The sequence below is a fragment of the Aeromonas sp. S9(2024) genome, from assembly GCF_041403185.1.
In the GTDB taxonomy this organism is placed as follows: Bacteria; Pseudomonadota; Gammaproteobacteria; order Enterobacterales; family Aeromonadaceae; genus Aeromonas; species Aeromonas enteropelogenes.
The window spans coordinates 41953-57919 of the sequence record NZ_JBGLRE010000015.1 but is presented as its reverse complement, the minus strand read 5'-3'; the positions used below and the strand labels follow the sequence as shown (position 1 = coordinate 57919).

Genomic DNA, 15967 nt, shown 5'->3' with positions numbered 1-15967 from the left:
TGATTTGGTATCGATTGTCGCCACAGTCAGGTTGCGAATCAACCCGCCAACGGGAGGGAGATCCCATTTCCTGCTCGCTTAAGGGATCAGCTCGGTCAGCGAGGCGACATCCACGGGCGCACCATAATCCACGCCTGTCAGTTCAAAACCGTTGAGCTGCATGAAATCCCGGCGCAGGCCGGCGAAATCCCCCAAGGCGTGGAAGTTGTCCGGCGTTACCTTGGGCCAGAGCGCCGAGACGGCGGCCTGAATGGCCGGATCCAGCTCGTGGTCATCCATCCGGATCAGCCGGTTGCCATCGGCCACCACCCCATTGGGCCCGTACATCTTGGCGGCAAACAGCCGCTGCATCTGCTCGATGCAGCCCTCGTGCACTCCGCGCTCCTTCATCACCCCCATCAGCAGGCCGAGATAAACAGGCAGCACCGGAATATAGGCACTCGCCTTGGTCACCAACGCCTTGCACACCGACACCCAGGCGTGGCCACCGATTTGTGCCAGTTGCAGGTTGATGGTCTCGGCGGTGGCGTGCAGATGCTCCTTGGCATAACCAATGGTGCCATCCCGATAGAGGGGATAGGTCGATTCGGGGCCGATATAGGAGTAGGCCACCGTCTGGGCTCCGGGCGCTAGGCAATCCGCCTGCTGCAGCGCCTGCAACCAGAGCTGCCAATCCTCGCCCCCCATCACGGTGACGGTATCGCGGATCTCCTCCGGGGTAGCCGGCGCCAGGGATTGCTGCACCAGGGCATCGCGCTCCAGATCCAGCCCCCAGCCGCTGAAGGGCTGGCCCGTGGTCTTGAGCACGGAGCGCACCTGAGTGCCATCGGCCAGCACCCGGATGCCGCTCGCCAGCGAGTAGATCACCAGATCCACCTGCCCGAGCTGCTGGCGAATGGTCTCGATGGCCTGCTGGCGCATGGTGTCGGAAAAAGCGTCACCGATCAGGTTGATGGCGATGCGTCCGGCCTGCTCCGCCGCCTGCCGAAACCAGATGTTGTTGTACCAGCCGGCGCTGCCAAGCCCCTTGTCGGAGGGGCTGCGCTCGAACGAGATACCTATGGTATCGGCCCCGGCGCCGAAGGTGAGCGCGATGCGCGACGCCAGCCCGAAACCGGACGAGGCGCCCAGCACCAGCACCCGTTTGGGCCCGTTGAACGGGCCTGCGGCCCTGACACTGGCGATCTGCTGCTGCACGGCGGCCCGGCAGCCGATGGGGTGACAGTTACGGGCGACGCAGCCCTGGATCTGGGGAGTAATGATCATGACGGTGTCTCCAAGGGAATTGGCTACAGCATAACCAAGCGCAGGGAGATTACCTTGATACCGGGCGGATTCCGGAGAAGAAAAACGGCAGAAAAACAAAAGGGAGCCGAGGCTCCCCAAAGCGGTATTCAAATGCTTTTTGTTGTTTTGTGTTCATTGCGAAGCACGGGCACATCCTATGCCTCTCCCTTGCCAGGAGCAAGCCGGGGGATGTGACCCGCTTCAAACTATTGTTCATTTAATATACAAACAATGCTGTTGTTGCGAGCAAGCGCACGCTCCCGGCAACCATTCAAGCCCGTTCAAATCCCTAAACTGTGCCCTCGGCACCATTTTAGTTTCAGCGGAGATTGGTATAGTGGGCTCAGGATCAGTGAGGAGATATCCCATGAGTGGAACCTATTACAAACACATTCTGGCCGCGATCGATCTGTCGGAAGACAACCGCAAGGTGATCGAGAAGGCGGTCGATCGGGCCCGTTCCAACGGCGCCAAGTTGTCGGTGATCCATGTCGATGTGGACCTCAAGGACCTCTACACCGAGATGATCGATATCGACATCGACAACGTGCAGGATCAGGTGATCGCCGAAGCGAAGGAGAAGCTGGAGACCTTCCTGGCCTCGGTGGACTACCCCATCGAGAAGAAGCTGGTGATCTGCGGCGACCTCAGCGAACGGGTCAACCAGGCGGTCAAGGATTACCAGATCGACCTGCTGGTGTGCGGCCATCGCCAGAGCTTCTGGAGCCTGCTCACCTCCAGCGCCCGCCAGCTGATGAATACCGTGCCCTGCGATCTGCTGGTGGTGCCCTTGCAGAAGTGATCAAACAGGCGTAGCTTGATTTGCCATGAATATGACCATCTTCACTCACAACTACTGGTGGTGCTGCTTCTAAACAGGCGGCACTGCTTTTCTATGTGAAATTTTCCCGAAGAAAACACCGTGACCGCCGAGAGGCGGTCAACTGTTTTTACTCCCTTGTCGCCTCCCGGCCCACCCCCAACTGGAGAGAGTGACATGCAAAACCCCGTTATCCTGACCGGCGATCGCCCCACCGGCAAACTGCACATAGGCCACTATGTCGGCTCACTGCGCCAGCGCGTCGAGGCCCAGCACCATTACCGCCAGTTCGTGATGATCGCCGATCTGCAGGCGCTGACCGACAATGGCCACAACCCGGCCAAGGTGACCGATCACGTGCTGGAAGTGATGGCCGACTATCTGGCCGCCGGTCTCGACCCCGCCAAGACCACTTTCTGCCTGCAAAGTGCCCTGCCCGCCCTCGCCGAGCTCACCACCTATTACCTCAATCTGGTCAGCGTCGCCCGGCTGGAGCGCAACCCCACCGTCAAGGCGGAGATCCAGCAAAAAGGGTTCGAGCGCAGCCTGCCGGCCGGTTTTCTGGTCTATCCGGTCAGCCAGGCCGCCGACATCACCGCCTTTCGCGCCACCCATGTACCGGTGGGGGAAGATCAGCTACCCATGCTGGAGCAGACCAACGAGATAGTGCGCCGCTTCAACGGTCTGGTGGGCAGGGAGGTGCTGACCGAATGCCAGCCGATCCTGAGCGACACTGGCCGCCTGCCCGGCATAGACGGCAAGGCCAAGATGTCCAAGTCCATCGGCAACACCATAGAGCTCGGCATGTCGAGCGACGAGATCAAACAGGCGGTGTTCGCCATGTATACCGACCCGGACCACCTCAGGGTGAGCGATCCGGGGCGGGTGGAGGGCAATATTGTGTTCGCCTATCTGGATGCCTTCCATCCCGACAAGGCGTTGGTGGCCGAGATGAAGGCCCACTACCAGCGCGGCGGCCTGGGAGACATACGCTGTAAGCAGGTGCTGAACGACTGCCTGCAAACCCTGCTCGCCCCCATGCGGGAGCGGCGCCAGGCCGCCATCGCCGACAAAGATAGCCTGCTGGCGTTGCTCTATCAGGGCACGGAGCAAGCCCGCCTTCTCACCGGCGAGGTGCTGGCCGAGGTGAAGGGCGCCCTGGGACTCGACTACTTCGCCAGGCTGCGCTGAGCGGGAGAGCCCAGCGCATCGTCGCCATAGAGGTCGAAGGCGATCCGGTGCAGCAGACTCTTGAACCAGCCGATCGCCTCGTCGTGGGCGGTGAGCGGATGGCCCGCCATCAGATAGACGATGGGGATGGCGGGATCCAGCTGATGGAGGCGCAGTGGATAGTAGCGGCAGAAGTGGCGCCCGATCATCTCGGGCACCACAACAAGATAGCGGCCGGTCGCCATCAGCGGCGGCACCGCCATAAAGCTCGGCAACCTGACCCCCAGTTCACGCTCCACCCCGAACCGGGCCAGCCAGAGCTCTACCATGGCCTGGCTGTGACCCCAGCTGGAGGTGTGGATATGGGGTCGGCTGACCAGCTCGCGCGGGCCCAGCGCATCGGGCAGTTCACTGCCCAGCGGTGACAGGCAGACCAGCGGGTTGTTGAACCAGTCCTCGCGCCACAGCCGGGGCGAGAGGTGGTTGGCACCGGCAAACCCGATCACCAGATCCAGCTCTCCCTTCTCCAGCTCCCGTTCGTAGTCGCTGTCCGCCAGCTCGCACACCTCCAGCCGACAGTGAGGCGCCTGCCGGTACAACCGGTCCACCAGCACAGGAACCAGACCATGCTCTACCGATCCCGGGGTGGCGATGCGAAAGATCCGTCGTGCGCTGGCAGGATCGAACCCCTTGGCCTGACGCAACCCCTGCTCCAGCATGGCGAGCGCCTGACGCACCGGCCCGGCCAGCGCCTTGGCCCGCTCGGTCGGCATCATCTCGCGCCGGCTCATGACAAACAGCGGATCGTCGAGCGCCGTTCGCAACCGCCCCAGGGCGTGGCTGACGGTGGACTGGGAGAGGTGCAGCCGCTCGGCGGCACGGGTGACGTTGCGCTCCTGCATCAACATGTCGAACACGGTGAGCAGGTTAAGGTCGAGGCGGGAGAGGGAAGTTTCCATCGATAATGACCATAGTTGAATGCCAACAATTCATTTTTGACATAGTAACAGATTGCCTAGAATGCGCAGGCTCAATACATCGGAGATTAAAATGCGTAGCTATTTGTTATTGCTGGCCATTGGCCTGCTGTGGGGTTCCCAGTTCATCTTCATGCACCAAGCCGTTGCCGAGTTGCCCCCCATCCTGGTGGCTGCCGGTCGTGCCCTGTGCGGCAGCCTGACCCTGGGTCTGCTCTGCCTGTTCATGCGTCTCAAGAGCGAGCACACCCCGTGGCGCACCTACATGCTGATCGCCCTGCTGGATGCCACCATCCCCTTCATCATGGTGGCCTGGGGTCAGCAGTATGTGGATAGCGCCATCGCCGCCGTGGTGATGGGTTGTATCCCGTTTGTCACCATCCTGATGGCACCGCTGTTTATTTCTGGTGAAAGAATCACCAAGAGCGGCCTGCTCTCCGTGGTCATCGGCTTTGCCGGTGTGCTCACCCTGTTCTGGCCGAAACTCTCCCAGGGCATGAACGCCGGCCTGCTCGGCTCCATGGCCATCTTGTTCGGCGCCAGCTGCTTCGCCATCGGTCTGCTGATGATCAAGCGCTTCGCCAAAGACCATCCGGTCGTGGTGGCCCGCAACATCCTGATCTCCTCTGCCACCCAGCTGCTGATTGCCGCGCCTTTCGTCGCCGATCTGGGCAGCCTGGCCATGCCGAGCAGCCAGGCCCTCAACGCCATCGCCGTACTGGGCATCTTCTGTACTGGTCTGGTCTACTTCCTCTACATGGCGCTGATCCAGAAGGCAGGCCCGACCTTCGCCTCCTTCAGCAACTATCTGGTGCCGCTGTTCGGCGTCATGCTGGGTGCCCTGTTCCTCGGCGAGCAGATCCAGTCCACCACGGGTGTCGCACTGGCGCTGATCCTGGGTTCCGTCGCCATGAACCAGTGGGCCCAGCAACGCCGGGTGCAGCGTGAGGCACAGCTATGTCAGGCATCCTGACAACCCTGTGCGGCGGCCTGGTGTTGATTGCCAGCTGGCAATATCGCCAGCGACTGGCCGGGGTGGTAGGCCTCTTGATGGTGCTGCTGCCCTGGTTCTTCGACAGCAAGCTGCAGGCGATGCTGAGCTATGCGCTAAGTGCCTGAGCTGACCTGAATGTGTGACGAGAGTGTGTCTCTCCTGTTTGTGGGACCGTTTTAAATAAAAAACCTCCGATTTGTCCCCGCTACCGGCGCCTTGCGCCGGTTTTTTTATGCCTCTTTTCTTGCCGTCGCCGGCACTCATATCCGGTAGCGATAGCTCAGCCCCTCGTTCTTGCGCGGGCCGGTGATCTGCCAGGTGAGCAGAAAGCCGTTGTCGGTCGGCGTCAGTTCGGCACGGTAGTGATCCTGACCGCACAGGTGGGGCTCGGCGGTAAACCAGCGGCCATCATCCCCCGGCCTCAGCTCGAACAATTCGACCGGTTTCTCGTGACGCAGGTGGGAGAGGCGCACTCCCTGTTCGGTGCGCTGCCACCAGAAGCGATTGTGCATCGCCAGCACCCGGCCATGGGGCGTGGTATAGCGGCCCGTCTCGACAAACAGCCAGCCGCCATGATGATCGGTCACCTGCACCTCCCCCTCCCCGCGACCATTCCAGTCGGTCGCCGAGCCCACTCCGTTGTTCGCCGCAAAGGCAAATGCTCCGATCTGTGGCAACTGGCGCCATAAACGCTGGATCACGGCTTCCATCTCGGCCATCATAGCCCCCTTTCAAATTGACAACTGACGACAAATCAACCACATGAACTACTTGATAGGGGTTACCCTGCTCTGGTCATTCTCCTTTAGCCTGATCGGGGTCTACCTCGCCGGCCAGGTGGATGCCTACTTCTCGGTGCTGACCCGCATCGCCCTCGCCAGCCTGGTGTTTCTCCCCTTCCTGCGTCGCCGCTGGCTGCGACCCGAACTGGTGCTCAAGCTGATGGCGCTCGGCGCCATCCAGCTCGGCATCATGTATCTCTTCTATTACCACTCCTTCCTGCTGCTGACGGTACCGGAAGTACTGGTGTTCACCATCTTCACCCCCATCTATGTCACCCTGATCCACGATCTGCTGGAGCGGCGCTTCAAGCCTGCCTATCTGTGGGGTGCCCTGCTGGCAGTAGCCGGCGCTGCCATCATCCGTTTCGACGGACTGACCGAGAGCTACATCCTGGGATTCCTGGTGGTACAGGGGGCCAACATCTGCTTCGCCCTGGGCCAGGTCGGCTACAAGGTGGTGCTGGCCCGGGAGGCAGAGCAGCCGCCGCAACAGGCGATCTTCGGCTGCTTCTATCTGGGGGCCCTGGCCGTCGCCCTGCCCGCTTGGTGGCTACTGGGCAAACCCCAGTATCCGACCAGCGAACTGCAGTGGGGCATATTGCTGTGGCTGGGGATTGGCGCCTCGGGACTTGGCTACTTCCTGTGGAACAAGGGGGCGACGCTGGTCAGCAGCGGCGTGCTGGCGATCATGAACAACGCGCTGATCCCGGCGGGCCTGCTGGTCAACCTGCTGCTCTGGGGCAAGGATACCGATCTGGTGCGGCTGACCCTTGGCGGCCTCTTGATGCTGGCCTCCCTCAAGGTGTGCCAGCGCCACGCAACCACCTCCTCCTGACGACCGTCAGCCGACGACTGTGTTGTGTTCCCGTCTGGCCTGGCCATGGCAGCTCGCCAGACGGGCCAGCAGGTGATCGAGCATCTCGCCCGGCTGGCTCTGCACCAATCCGACACTGACGGTAACCGGCCGCTGGGGCAGCAAACTGGCATCGGCTATCTCGAGGCGCAGCCGCTCGGCGATCTCCAGGCCGCTCGCCCGCTCGGTCTGGGAGAGCATCAGGATAAAGCCGTCTTCGTCCCAACGGGCGAAGGGGTCCTCCCGGCGCAACTCGTGACGCACGATGCGCGCCAGCTTGGCCAGCATGGCGTCACAGGCCGCCTCGCCAAACAGCTGCTGGATCTTGGTCATGTGATCGACGGAAAACTGCATCAGGCTGAAACTGCCGCTATCGGTCGCCAAACGATCCTCCAGCAGCAATTCGAAGCTGTTGCGGCTCTCCAGCCCGGTGAGGGGATCCGTGCCGTGACGCTCTTCAACCGACTCCTCGACCGAATCAAGATGGCGCACCGCCCCCAGCAGATGGCCGCGCTCGTCACAACGAATGCGCTCTTCCAGCCGGATGTAGTGGCCGTGGTGATGAAGGATGCGGTACTCGAGGCGCAGAGTGGCGCTGCGGCCACTCTGGCAGGCGAGCAGCGCTTCCTCCAGCCGGGAGACATCGTCGGGATGCACCCGATCCAGCCAGCCCATGTCATCCGGCCAGCTATCCCCCAGCCCCAACAGATGCAGGCAGCTGGGGTCCCGGCGCAGTCCCTGCTGCACAGACCAGGTCCAGAGTCCCGCCTCCAGCAGATTCATGGCGTCAGACAAGAGACCCGGGTCAAGCCGGGTCGTCACATCCACCAAAGGTGTCTTGAGTGTTTCCATGGGGCACCTCGAAACCAGATCTAAATAGCAGCAGCTCAATAAGTAACATTGGCTCCGGCGGCGAGCAACAGGGTCAGAGCGCTTTTCCCTGATAGCCCTTCATCAGGGTTTGCCAGTTCTCCGGTACGAAGTGGAAACTGGTATGCAATTGGGCCTCTTTATTGAAGGAGCGCAGCAGCCGCTCCAGATTGGCCTTCTGCCACTCCCCCGGTGCGCGGATGGCGCCCTTGTCAAAGTCGATCACCCACACCTTGCCCGCCTTGTCGATCAACAGGTTGTGGCTGTTGAGATCGGCGTGATAGACGCCCGCGTCGTGCAGCTGGCGCACCGTCTGGCCGGCTTTGTGCCAGAGCTCGGGGGCAATCGGTCCCTGTTTGAGCAGGGCCACCATGTCTTTGGCACCGCGGATGCGCTCGATCAGGATGTCGGCACGATAGAAGGGCCCCTGCTTGACCATGCGGGCACCAAACGGACGTGGCACCGGCAGCCCCAGCTCGCTTAACTTGGCGAGCAGGGTGTATTCGGCCATGGCGCGGCTCGATTCCACTCCTTCGAACCAGAAGCGATCTCGCACCACCTTACCCACCATGCCGCCGCGATAGTAGTGGCGCAGCACCAGATGGCGGGATTCATCCTTGACGAACCAGGTCACTCCCCGACCTAAAGAGGTCCCCACCACCTGTCGATTGCTCTGCCACCAGGCAGGATCGAATAACTGGGGAGAGGGGTCGCGAAAGGCCCCTTCGGCATACCAGCAAATTTGGTTGTGTTCGGTCTGTATTCGCATCATGAGCTCCCGCTCGGTGGGTCATTGCTCGCTAGGTTTGCAACTGCGATGAGGCTGTCGTGGCAACCACCTGCAATATGGTCAATATCCTGTGCCGGCACAGGTCAGCCACAACCGGGAGGTCATGGCGAAACCGGGCTGGCGATTGCGCGCAATTTTACAATCCACAGGGGAGTTTGCATAATGCCATCCACCCTTTTTGCCAGCCGTGCCGCACATCATGCCGCTATTTCAAACGCCTCCTTCCTCCATCTGCATCCTGCGGCTCTCCGCCATCGGCGATTGTTGCCACGCGCTGGCACTGGTTCGCGTTATTCAACGGGAGTGGCCGCAGACCCGCATCACCTGGATCACCGGTAAAATCGAGGCCACCCTGTTCGCCGATCTGCCTGGGGTGGAGGTCATTGCCTTCGACAAGAGCAAGGGTTGGCGTGGCTATCGCGATCTGTGGCACACCCTCAAGGGACGCAAGTTCGATGCCCTGCTGCACCTGCAGGCCGCCATGCGGGCCAGCATTGCCACCCTCGGCATCAGGGCAAACATCAAACTCGGTTTCGACAAGGAGCGGGCCAACGACGGCCAGTGGCTGTTCACCAATCACAGGGTACCCTCGCCTGCCTCTCCTCATGTGCTGGATGGCTTTCTCGCCTTCGCCAGGGAACTCGGCATCCGGGATCTGACGCCGGACTGGCAGTTGCCCATCTGCGCCGAGCACCAGGCCTGGGCCCAGGAGAAGATTGCTGGCAAGCCGACCCTGCTCATCTGCGCCGCCGCCAGCAAGCCTTTCAAGAATTGGACCGCCGCAGGCTATGCTGCGCTGACGGATCACGCTGCGAGCAAGGGATTCCAAGTCTATCTATGCGGCGGACCGGCCAAACTGGAGCGGGATCTGGCCGCCGACATCCAGCGACTGAGCCACAGCAAGCCGGTGGATCTGGTGGGTCAGACCAACCTCAAACAGCTACTGGCACTGATTGGTGAGGCCAGTCTGGTGCTGGCGCCCGATACCGGCCCCGCCCACATGGCCACCCTGGTGGGCACGCCGGTGATCGGTCTCTATGCCCATCACAACCCGGATCGCACCGGCCCCTATCTGTGCCGCGATTATGTGGTCAGCGTCTATCAGGAACTGATTGAGCAGGAGACCGGCAAGCCGCTAGCCGAACTGGGTTGGCGCACCCGCCTCAAGGATCCGGATGCCATGGGCAAGATCAGCAGCGAGCGGGTCATTGCCGCCTTTGACAAGCTGTGTGCCGATAAACATCTGCCCGGGCAATTCGAAAATCCCGAGCAATAAGGCAGGGATAACCTGATGGCCCCGCCCCAATAGCCACGGCAAAATGGCAACCAATGTGGGTTACGCTCCCGCAGCAAGCTACGAATCCTTTGATCGGCTGGAATATGATTCCGGCCGTTTTTTTATTCGCCACCTTCTGTTAAAATTCGCCGCCTTTACATCCCCCTGATTCTGAATTTTTCCGCGTTTTGCGTTGGGCTGTCTCCCTTTCGGGCACAAGACGGCGGCCTCTGCTACAACCAAAAACACGGTTATCGATTAAAGGTAATAACATGGCGCAACAAGGCACTCTCTATATCATCTCCTCCCCGAGCGGTGCGGGTAAATCCAGCCTGCTCAATGCCTTGCTGACTCACCATAACGCGGCTGGCAAGATGCAGCTGTCGGTCTCCCACACCACTCGTGCCACCCGCCCCGGTGAAGAAAATGGCGTTCACTACCATTTCGTCCCGGTGGAAGAGTTCAAGTCGCTGATCGAGCGCGGTGATTTTCTGGAGTGGGCCGAAGTGTTCGGCAACTACTACGGCACCTCTCGCGCCGCCATCGAGGCCTGCCTGGCCCAGGGCATCGACGTCTTCCTCGATATTGACTGGCAGGGTGCCCGCCAGATCCGTGAACTGATGCCGACCAAATCCATCTTCATCCTGCCTCCCAGCCGTGAAGAGCTGGAACGCCGCCTGATTGGCCGCGGCCAGGACAGCGCCGAGGTGATCAAGGGGCGGATGGAGAAAGCCATTGCCGAAATGGTGCACTATGACGAATATGACTATGTCATTATCAATGAAGACTTTGAGCTGGCACTGTTCCAGCTGAGGGCCATTATTGAGTGCCAACGGCTGGAAATGCGTCAGCAACAGCAGGCACAACAAAACTTGCTGCAACAGTTACTGGCAGAGTAAGCCAAAAACGAGTAAACTTTTGCGTCATTTTTAAACACCGCTTTTCTAAACACAGAAAGCCCACATACTGGAGTCCTGCATGGCACGCGTTACTGTAGAAGATGCTGTAAAACAGGTTGGTAACCGTTTTGACCTGGTGCTGGTCGCCGCACGCCGCGCCCGTCAAATCGCGGTTCAAGGCAAAGATCCCCTGGTTGAAGAAGAGAACGACAAGCCGACCGTGATCGCCCTGCGTGAGATCGAACTGGGTCTGGTAAACAACCAGGTGATGGACACCCAGGACCGTTACGAGCAGCAAGAGCAGGAAGCCGCTGAGCTGGCTGCCGTTGCTGCCATCGCCGAAGGCCGCGGTTAAGTCATTCTTTCGGTTGGCACCCGCCCGGGTGCCAACTGTTCATCCCCATTTACAACCGCTCCAAAACCTCGCAAACTCAGGGCTATACCCTCGATTCCACGAATTGCCGTTTCACCGCAGCGGGGACTGTCTTGTATTTATTTGAAAATCTTAAAGAAATAGCCAGTTCCTACCTGCCGGCAGAGCAGGTCGAGAAGCTCAGGCAAGCCTATGTGGTGGCCCGTGATGCTCACCAGGGTCAGCTGCGTTCCAGCGGTGAACCCTATATCACCCATCCGGTCGCCGTAGCCCGCATCCTGGGCGACATGCGCCTCGATCATGAAACCCTGATGGCCGCCGTGCTGCACGACGTCATCGAAGATACCCCCGTTACCAAGGACGACCTGGCCGAGCAGTTTGGCGACGCCGTGGCCGAACTGGTTTCCGGCGTATCCAAGCTCGACAAGCTGAAGTTTCGCGATCGCAAGGAGGCCCAGGCCGAGAACTTTCGCAAGATGGTGATGGCCATGACCCAGGATATCCGGGTCATCCTGATCAAGCTCGCCGACCGCACCCACAACATGCGCACCCTGGGCTCACTGCGCCCGGACAAGCGCCGCCGCATCGCCCGCGAGACCCTCGAGATCTTCGCCCCCATCGCCAACCGCCTCGGTATCCACACCATGAAGAACGAGCTGGAAGAGCTGGGCTTCGAGGCGCTCTATCCGATGCGCTCTCGGGTGCTGCGCGAATCGGTGCGCCGTGCCCGCGGCAATCGCCGCGAGATCATCGACTCCATCCAGAGCGAAATCAGTGGTCGGTTGCGGGAGGCGGGTATCGAGGCCCAGGTGAGCGGCCGTGAGAAGAACCTCTTCTCCATCTACAACAAGATGGAAAAGAAGGAGCTGCAATTTCATGAGGTGATGGATATCTACGCCTTCCGGGTCAAGGTGAAGGATATCGACACCTGTTACCGGGTACTCGGCCAGATGCACAGCCTCTACAAGCCGCGCCCCGGTCGCTTCAAGGATTACATCGCCATCCCCAAGACCAACGGCTACCAGTCCCTGCACACCTCCCTAGTGGGGCCGCACGGGGTACCGGTGGAGGTGCAGATCCGCACAGAGTTCATGGACCAGATGGCCGACAAGGGGGTTGCTGCCCATTGGGCCTACAAGCAGGATGGTGACAGCTCGGGCACCACGGCCCAGATCCGCGCCCAGCGATGGATGCAGAGCCTGCTCGAGCTGCAGCAGAGCGCCGGCAGCTCCTTTGAATTCATCGAAGGGGTCAAAACCGATCTCTTCCCGGACGAAATCTATGTCTTCACCCCGGAAGGGCGCATCATGGAGCTGCCCGCCGGCGCCACCCCGGTGGACTTCGCCTACACGGTGCACACCGACATCGGTCACGCCTGCGTCGGCTCCCGGGTCGACCGCCATCCCTATCCCCTGAGCAGCCCGCTGCACTCGGGCCAGACGGTGGAAATCATCACGGCCCCCGGCGCCCGCCCGAACGCGGCCTGGCTCAACTTCGTGGTGACCACCAAGGCGCGCTCCAAGATCCGCCAGTTCCTCAAGAACCTGCGCACCGAAGAGTCGGTGGTGCTGGGCCGTCGCCTGCTCAACCATGCGCTCGGCGCCAAGAACATCGAAGACATCCCCGAGCCACGCATCAAGCAGGTGCTGGCCGATACCAAGCACGAAAACCTGCAGGGGCTGCTGGCCGACGTGGGCCTTGGCAACGCCATGAGCGTCATGGTGGCGCGCCGCATGCTGGGTGACGAACTGCCGCCGGAAGATCAACCCAAGTCCAGCAGCAAGAAGATGCCGATCAAGGGTGCCGACGGCATGCTGGTCACCTTCGCCAACTGCTGCCGCCCGATCCCCGGGGACGCCATCATCGCCCATATCAGCCCGGGCAAGGGACTGGTGATCCACCAGGAAGCCTGCCGCAACATCAAGGGCTACAGCAAGGAACCGGACAAGTACCTGCCGGTCCAGTGGGAAGTGGACAAGGAGCAGGAACAGGAGTTCCGCACCGGTATCAGCATCGAGATCATCAACCATCAGGGTGCTCTGGCCGAGCTGGCCAACGTGATCGCCGCCACCGGCGCCAACATCCACGCCATCAGCACCGAAGAGAAGGATGGCCGGGTCTATCAGGTCAGCCTGCTCATCACTACCAAGAGCCGCATCCACCTGGCCAACATCATGCGCAAGATCCGCGTGATGCCCAACGTGCTCAAGGTGAGCCGGCAGAAGAACTGAACACAGGCGGCGCAAGCCGCCTGCTGTTTTTACAGAGACAATGGAATGGCCCACTGCGCTGCCAGCGCGCCACCGGCATGCCAGCCCGATATGACCATCTGCAGCACCAGCCTCATCGCATAGAAACTGATATGACACCTGAACGCTTTAAACGGATTTCCGACATGCTGGCCCAGCGCCAACTCGATTTGACCGTCTGCATGGAAGAGGTGCACAAGCCTCACAACCTGGCCGCCATCGTGCGCACCGCCGACGCCATCGGCATCCACCGGGTACACGCCGTCTGGCCCAAGACCTGGATCCACAAGCGCAAGGGCACCGCCCGCGGCAGCCAGAACTGGGTGGATGTGAAGCTGCACCCGGACATCGGCAGCGCGGTGGCAGAGCTCAAAGCCAGCGGTATGCAGATCCTGGCGACCCACCTTTCCGACAGCTCGGTGGACTTTCGCGCCATCGACTACACCAAACCCACCGCCATCCTGGTGGGCCAGGAGAAGCACGGCATCGGCGAAGAAGCGCTGGCCCTGGCCGATCACCATATCGTCATCCCCATGGTGGGCATGGTGCAGTCTCTCAACGTCTCGGTGGCGGCCGCCGCCATTCTCTACGAAGCCCAGCGCCAGCGCGAGCTGGCCGGTTGCTATCAACGCGGCTGCCCGCTCAGCCTGGAAGAGCAGAACAGCATACTGTTCGAGGGGGGTTACCCCGTCTATGCCCAGCTCTGCAAAGAGAAAGAGATACCCTATCCCCAGCTCGGCCCGGCCGGCGAGATCCTGGCGGACGAGCGCTGGTGGCAGCAGATGCAGCTGACCCGCAAGGGCTGGGCTGCCCAGCAGGAAGAGGATGAATGGCAGGAGCAATGATGGAAAATCCATTCGGTAGCTGGCTGGAATCCCAAGTAATACGGGATCACCTGACCAATCCCAATATCGAGGCCGGGGAGTACAGCTACTACTCCGGCTACTACCACGGCAAATCATTCGAAGATCACTGTGTGCGCTACCTGCTCGGCGATGGGTCGACCCGCGCCACCTGGGAGAGCGGCATCTGGGGTGACGTAGATCGCCTCATCATCGGCAAGTTCTGCTCCATCGGCTCGGGGGCCACCTTCTTGCTGGCGGGCAACCAGGGTCATCGCATGGAGTGGGCCTCCACCTTCCCGTTCGATCCGGGCACCTTTGGTGAGGGGGTTCGCAACGGCTTCCAGCGCAAGGGTGACACCCGGGTTGGAAACGACGTCTGGATCGGCTCGGAGGCGATGATCATGCCGGGCATCACCATAGGGGATGGGGCCGTGATCGCCACCCGCGCCGTGGTCACCCGGGATGTGGAGCCCTATACCATAGTGGGGGGCAACCCGGCCCAGCCTATCCGCCGCCGCTTCGACGAGGAGCAGATCGCCATGCTGCAAGCCATGCAGTGGTGGGGCTGGCCACTGCCCCGTTTGCAGGCCGCCATGCCTCTGATCTGCTCGAGCGACATAGCGGCGCTCTACCACCATTGGCGAGAGGAGCTTGCCCGATGACATATTTCTCTCTTCCCCTGCTGGCCCTGACCCTGTTTTCTGCCGGAGCCCTTGCCGTGAACAACCCCTATCAGCTGACCATTGAAGCCGACGTACCCACCCTCTATCAACAGACCCTGCCCGACTTCTGGCGCGAGCATGCGGTGGAAGGGGAGTTCAAGGGCAAGGACGGGATCAGCATCCGCTATGCGGCCCTGCGTCAACCTAAGGTCGATCGCGCCATCCTCATCGTCAACGGCCGGGTCGAGAGCTACCTCAAGTATCAGGAGCTGGCCTGGGATCTGTGGCGCCAAGGCTACAGCCTCTACCTCATCGACCACCGCGGTCAGGGAATGTCGGATCGCATGCTGAACGATCGGGAGAAGGGATATGTCGACCAGTTCGACGATTATGTGGTCGATCTCAAGCAGTTTCATGATGAGGTGATCCTGGCGGACAAGCCCGCCAAGCTGTTCCTGCTGGCCCACTCCATGGGCGGCGCCATCTCGGCCCGCTATCTGGAACGCTGGCCGAATGACGTCAAGGCCGCCGTGCTCTCCTCCCCCATGATGGGCATCAACCTCGGCGGCCTGCCCAAGTGGCTGGCCAAAGGACTGGCTGCCACCATAGGTTCCGTCGGTGGCTGGTTTGGCGAGGCCCCTTACGGCCCGGGCCAGGGCCCCTATCAGGATCAGGGCTTCGCCGACAACGAGCTGACCCACAGCACGGTGCGCTATCAGGCCTTCCGCCAGATCTACGAACAGCATCCACAGATCAAGCTGGGCGGGGCCACCGCCCACTGGATCCATCAAGGCATTACCGGGGCGGATGCGGCGATCGCCGATGCCGGCGCCATCAGGACGCCGCTGCTGCTGCTGCAGGCCGGTGAGGACAGCGTGGTGGACAACGCCGCCCAGGATGCCTTCTGCACCAGGGCCAACTGTGAAGGGAGCAAGCCGCTGCGCATCGAGGGCGCCTGGCACGAGCTCTTCATCGAGGCGGATCCCCAGCGTCAGGCCGCGCTCAATGCGACTCTGGCCTTCTTCGCGCGCTACTAAAACTGGTTATTTTTTGGATCCCAAAAGAAATGGGGTGACACACGACGCTGGGGTACACTGCGCCAGCGTTCAATAGATGGTGA

Annotated in this window: 17 protein-coding genes; 12 read left to right on the top strand and 5 right to left on the bottom strand. The window is 61.2% G+C overall.

What is annotated here, in order from left to right; genetic code table 11:
- Window positions 1-78: 78 nt before the first annotated feature.
- Entirely contained in the window at window positions 79-1266 is a 1188-nt protein-coding gene (gene fabV / locus ACB028_RS19360) for an enoyl-ACP reductase FabV (protein ID WP_342011246.1), read from the bottom strand.
- Window positions 1267-1654: 388 nt separating this feature from the next.
- Here fabV and ACB028_RS19355 point away from each other — a divergent pair, with 388 nt between their 5' ends.
- Both ACB028_RS19355 and trpS read left to right on the top strand, forming a co-directional pair.
- Window positions 1655-2089, top strand: coding sequence for a universal stress protein (locus ACB028_RS19355; protein ID WP_026456230.1), 435 nt, complete (start codon window positions 1655-1657; stop codon window positions 2087-2089).
- A 195-nt stretch (window positions 2090-2284) separates the two neighbouring features.
- Entirely contained in the window at window positions 2285-3298 is a 1014-nt protein-coding gene (gene trpS / locus ACB028_RS19350) for a tryptophan--tRNA ligase (RefSeq protein WP_371144972.1), read from the top strand.
- Here the strand turns inward: trpS and ACB028_RS19345 are convergent.
- The gene (locus ACB028_RS19345; protein WP_042071418.1) at window positions 3277-4236 is read right to left on the bottom strand and encodes a LysR family transcriptional regulator; all 960 of its coding nucleotides are present in this window, start codon (window positions 4234-4236) and stop codon (window positions 3277-3279) included. The genes trpS and ACB028_RS19345 overlap by 22 nt on opposite strands.
- A 91-nt stretch (window positions 4237-4327) precedes the next feature.
- On the opposite strand from ACB028_RS19345, the gene ACB028_RS19340 reads away from it, so the two are divergent.
- Together ACB028_RS19340 and ACB028_RS19335 are read left to right on the top strand one after the other, a co-directional pair.
- Window positions 4328-5227 carry a DMT family transporter gene (locus ACB028_RS19340; RefSeq protein WP_026456233.1) on the top strand — a complete coding sequence of 300 codons (900 nt, stop codon included), beginning with the start codon at window positions 4328-4330 and terminating at the stop codon, window positions 5225-5227.
- Window positions 5212-5373 (top strand): hypothetical protein, encoded by a 162-nt coding sequence (locus ACB028_RS19335; RefSeq protein ID WP_124238287.1) that lies wholly within the window; start codon window positions 5212-5214, stop codon window positions 5371-5373. Before ACB028_RS19340 ends, ACB028_RS19335 begins: the two co-directional genes overlap by 16 nt.
- A 135-nt stretch (window positions 5374-5508) precedes the next feature.
- On the opposite strand, the gene ACB028_RS19330 is transcribed toward ACB028_RS19335, so the two are convergent.
- Window positions 5509-5967 carry a DUF6314 family protein gene (locus ACB028_RS19330; protein ID WP_342011254.1) on the bottom strand — a complete coding sequence of 153 codons (459 nt, stop codon included), beginning with the start codon at window positions 5965-5967 and terminating at the stop codon, window positions 5509-5511.
- A 43-nt stretch (window positions 5968-6010) separates the two neighbouring features.
- Between ACB028_RS19330 and ACB028_RS19325 the strand changes: the two genes are divergently transcribed.
- Window positions 6011-6865, top strand: coding sequence for a carboxylate/amino acid/amine transporter (locus tag ACB028_RS19325; RefSeq protein WP_042071414.1), 855 nt, complete (start codon window positions 6011-6013; stop codon window positions 6863-6865).
- Window positions 6866-6871: 6 nt separating this feature from the next.
- Here ACB028_RS19325 and ACB028_RS19320 read toward each other — a convergent pair whose 3' ends face one another.
- Window positions 6872-7735 (bottom strand): GGDEF domain-containing protein, encoded by an 864-nt coding sequence (locus ACB028_RS19320; protein WP_371144971.1) that lies wholly within the window; start codon window positions 7733-7735, stop codon window positions 6872-6874.
- 73 nt (window positions 7736-7808) lie between these two features.
- Window positions 7809-8522, bottom strand: coding sequence for a 3-deoxy-D-manno-octulosonic acid kinase (locus ACB028_RS19315; RefSeq protein WP_026456237.1), 714 nt, complete (start codon window positions 8520-8522; stop codon window positions 7809-7811).
- Window positions 8523-8742: 220 nt separating this feature from the next.
- Between ACB028_RS19315 and ACB028_RS19310 the strand changes: the two genes are divergently transcribed.
- From ACB028_RS19310 to ACB028_RS19280, 7 genes are all read left to right on the top strand, one after another.
- Complete coding sequence (locus tag ACB028_RS19310; RefSeq protein ID WP_223379564.1) at window positions 8743-9819, top strand: glycosyltransferase family 9 protein; 1077 nt, start codon at window positions 8743-8745, stop codon at window positions 9817-9819.
- 272 nt (window positions 9820-10091) lie between these two features.
- Window positions 10092-10718 carry a guanylate kinase gene (gene gmk, locus ACB028_RS19305; RefSeq protein WP_124238291.1) on the top strand — a complete coding sequence of 209 codons (627 nt, stop codon included), beginning with the start codon at window positions 10092-10094 and terminating at the stop codon, window positions 10716-10718.
- 79 nt (window positions 10719-10797) lie between these two features.
- On the top strand, window positions 10798-11073 hold the full coding sequence (gene rpoZ, locus ACB028_RS19300) for a DNA-directed RNA polymerase subunit omega (protein ID WP_026456240.1): 276 nt from the start codon (window positions 10798-10800) through the stop codon (window positions 11071-11073).
- 131 nt (window positions 11074-11204) lie between these two features.
- Window positions 11205-13322, top strand: coding sequence for a bifunctional GTP diphosphokinase/guanosine-3',5'-bis pyrophosphate 3'-pyrophosphohydrolase (spoT, locus tag ACB028_RS19295; RefSeq protein WP_042026803.1), 2118 nt, complete (start codon window positions 11205-11207; stop codon window positions 13320-13322).
- Between the two features lie 131 nt (window positions 13323-13453).
- Window positions 13454-14185: a tRNA (guanosine(18)-2'-O)-methyltransferase TrmH gene (gene trmH, locus ACB028_RS19290; protein ID WP_371144970.1), complete on the top strand. Its 732-nt coding sequence runs from the start codon at window positions 13454-13456 to the stop codon at window positions 14183-14185.
- Complete coding sequence (locus tag ACB028_RS19285) at window positions 14185-14847, top strand: CatB-related O-acetyltransferase (protein WP_371144969.1); 663 nt, start codon at window positions 14185-14187, stop codon at window positions 14845-14847. Before trmH ends, ACB028_RS19285 begins: the two co-directional genes overlap by 1 nt.
- The gene (locus ACB028_RS19280; protein ID WP_371144968.1) at window positions 14844-15884 is read left to right on the top strand and encodes an alpha/beta fold hydrolase; all 1041 of its coding nucleotides are present in this window, start codon (window positions 14844-14846) and stop codon (window positions 15882-15884) included. The genes ACB028_RS19285 and ACB028_RS19280 overlap by 4 nt, the downstream gene beginning before the upstream one ends.
- The last annotated feature ends 83 nt before the right edge of the window (window positions 15885-15967 follow it).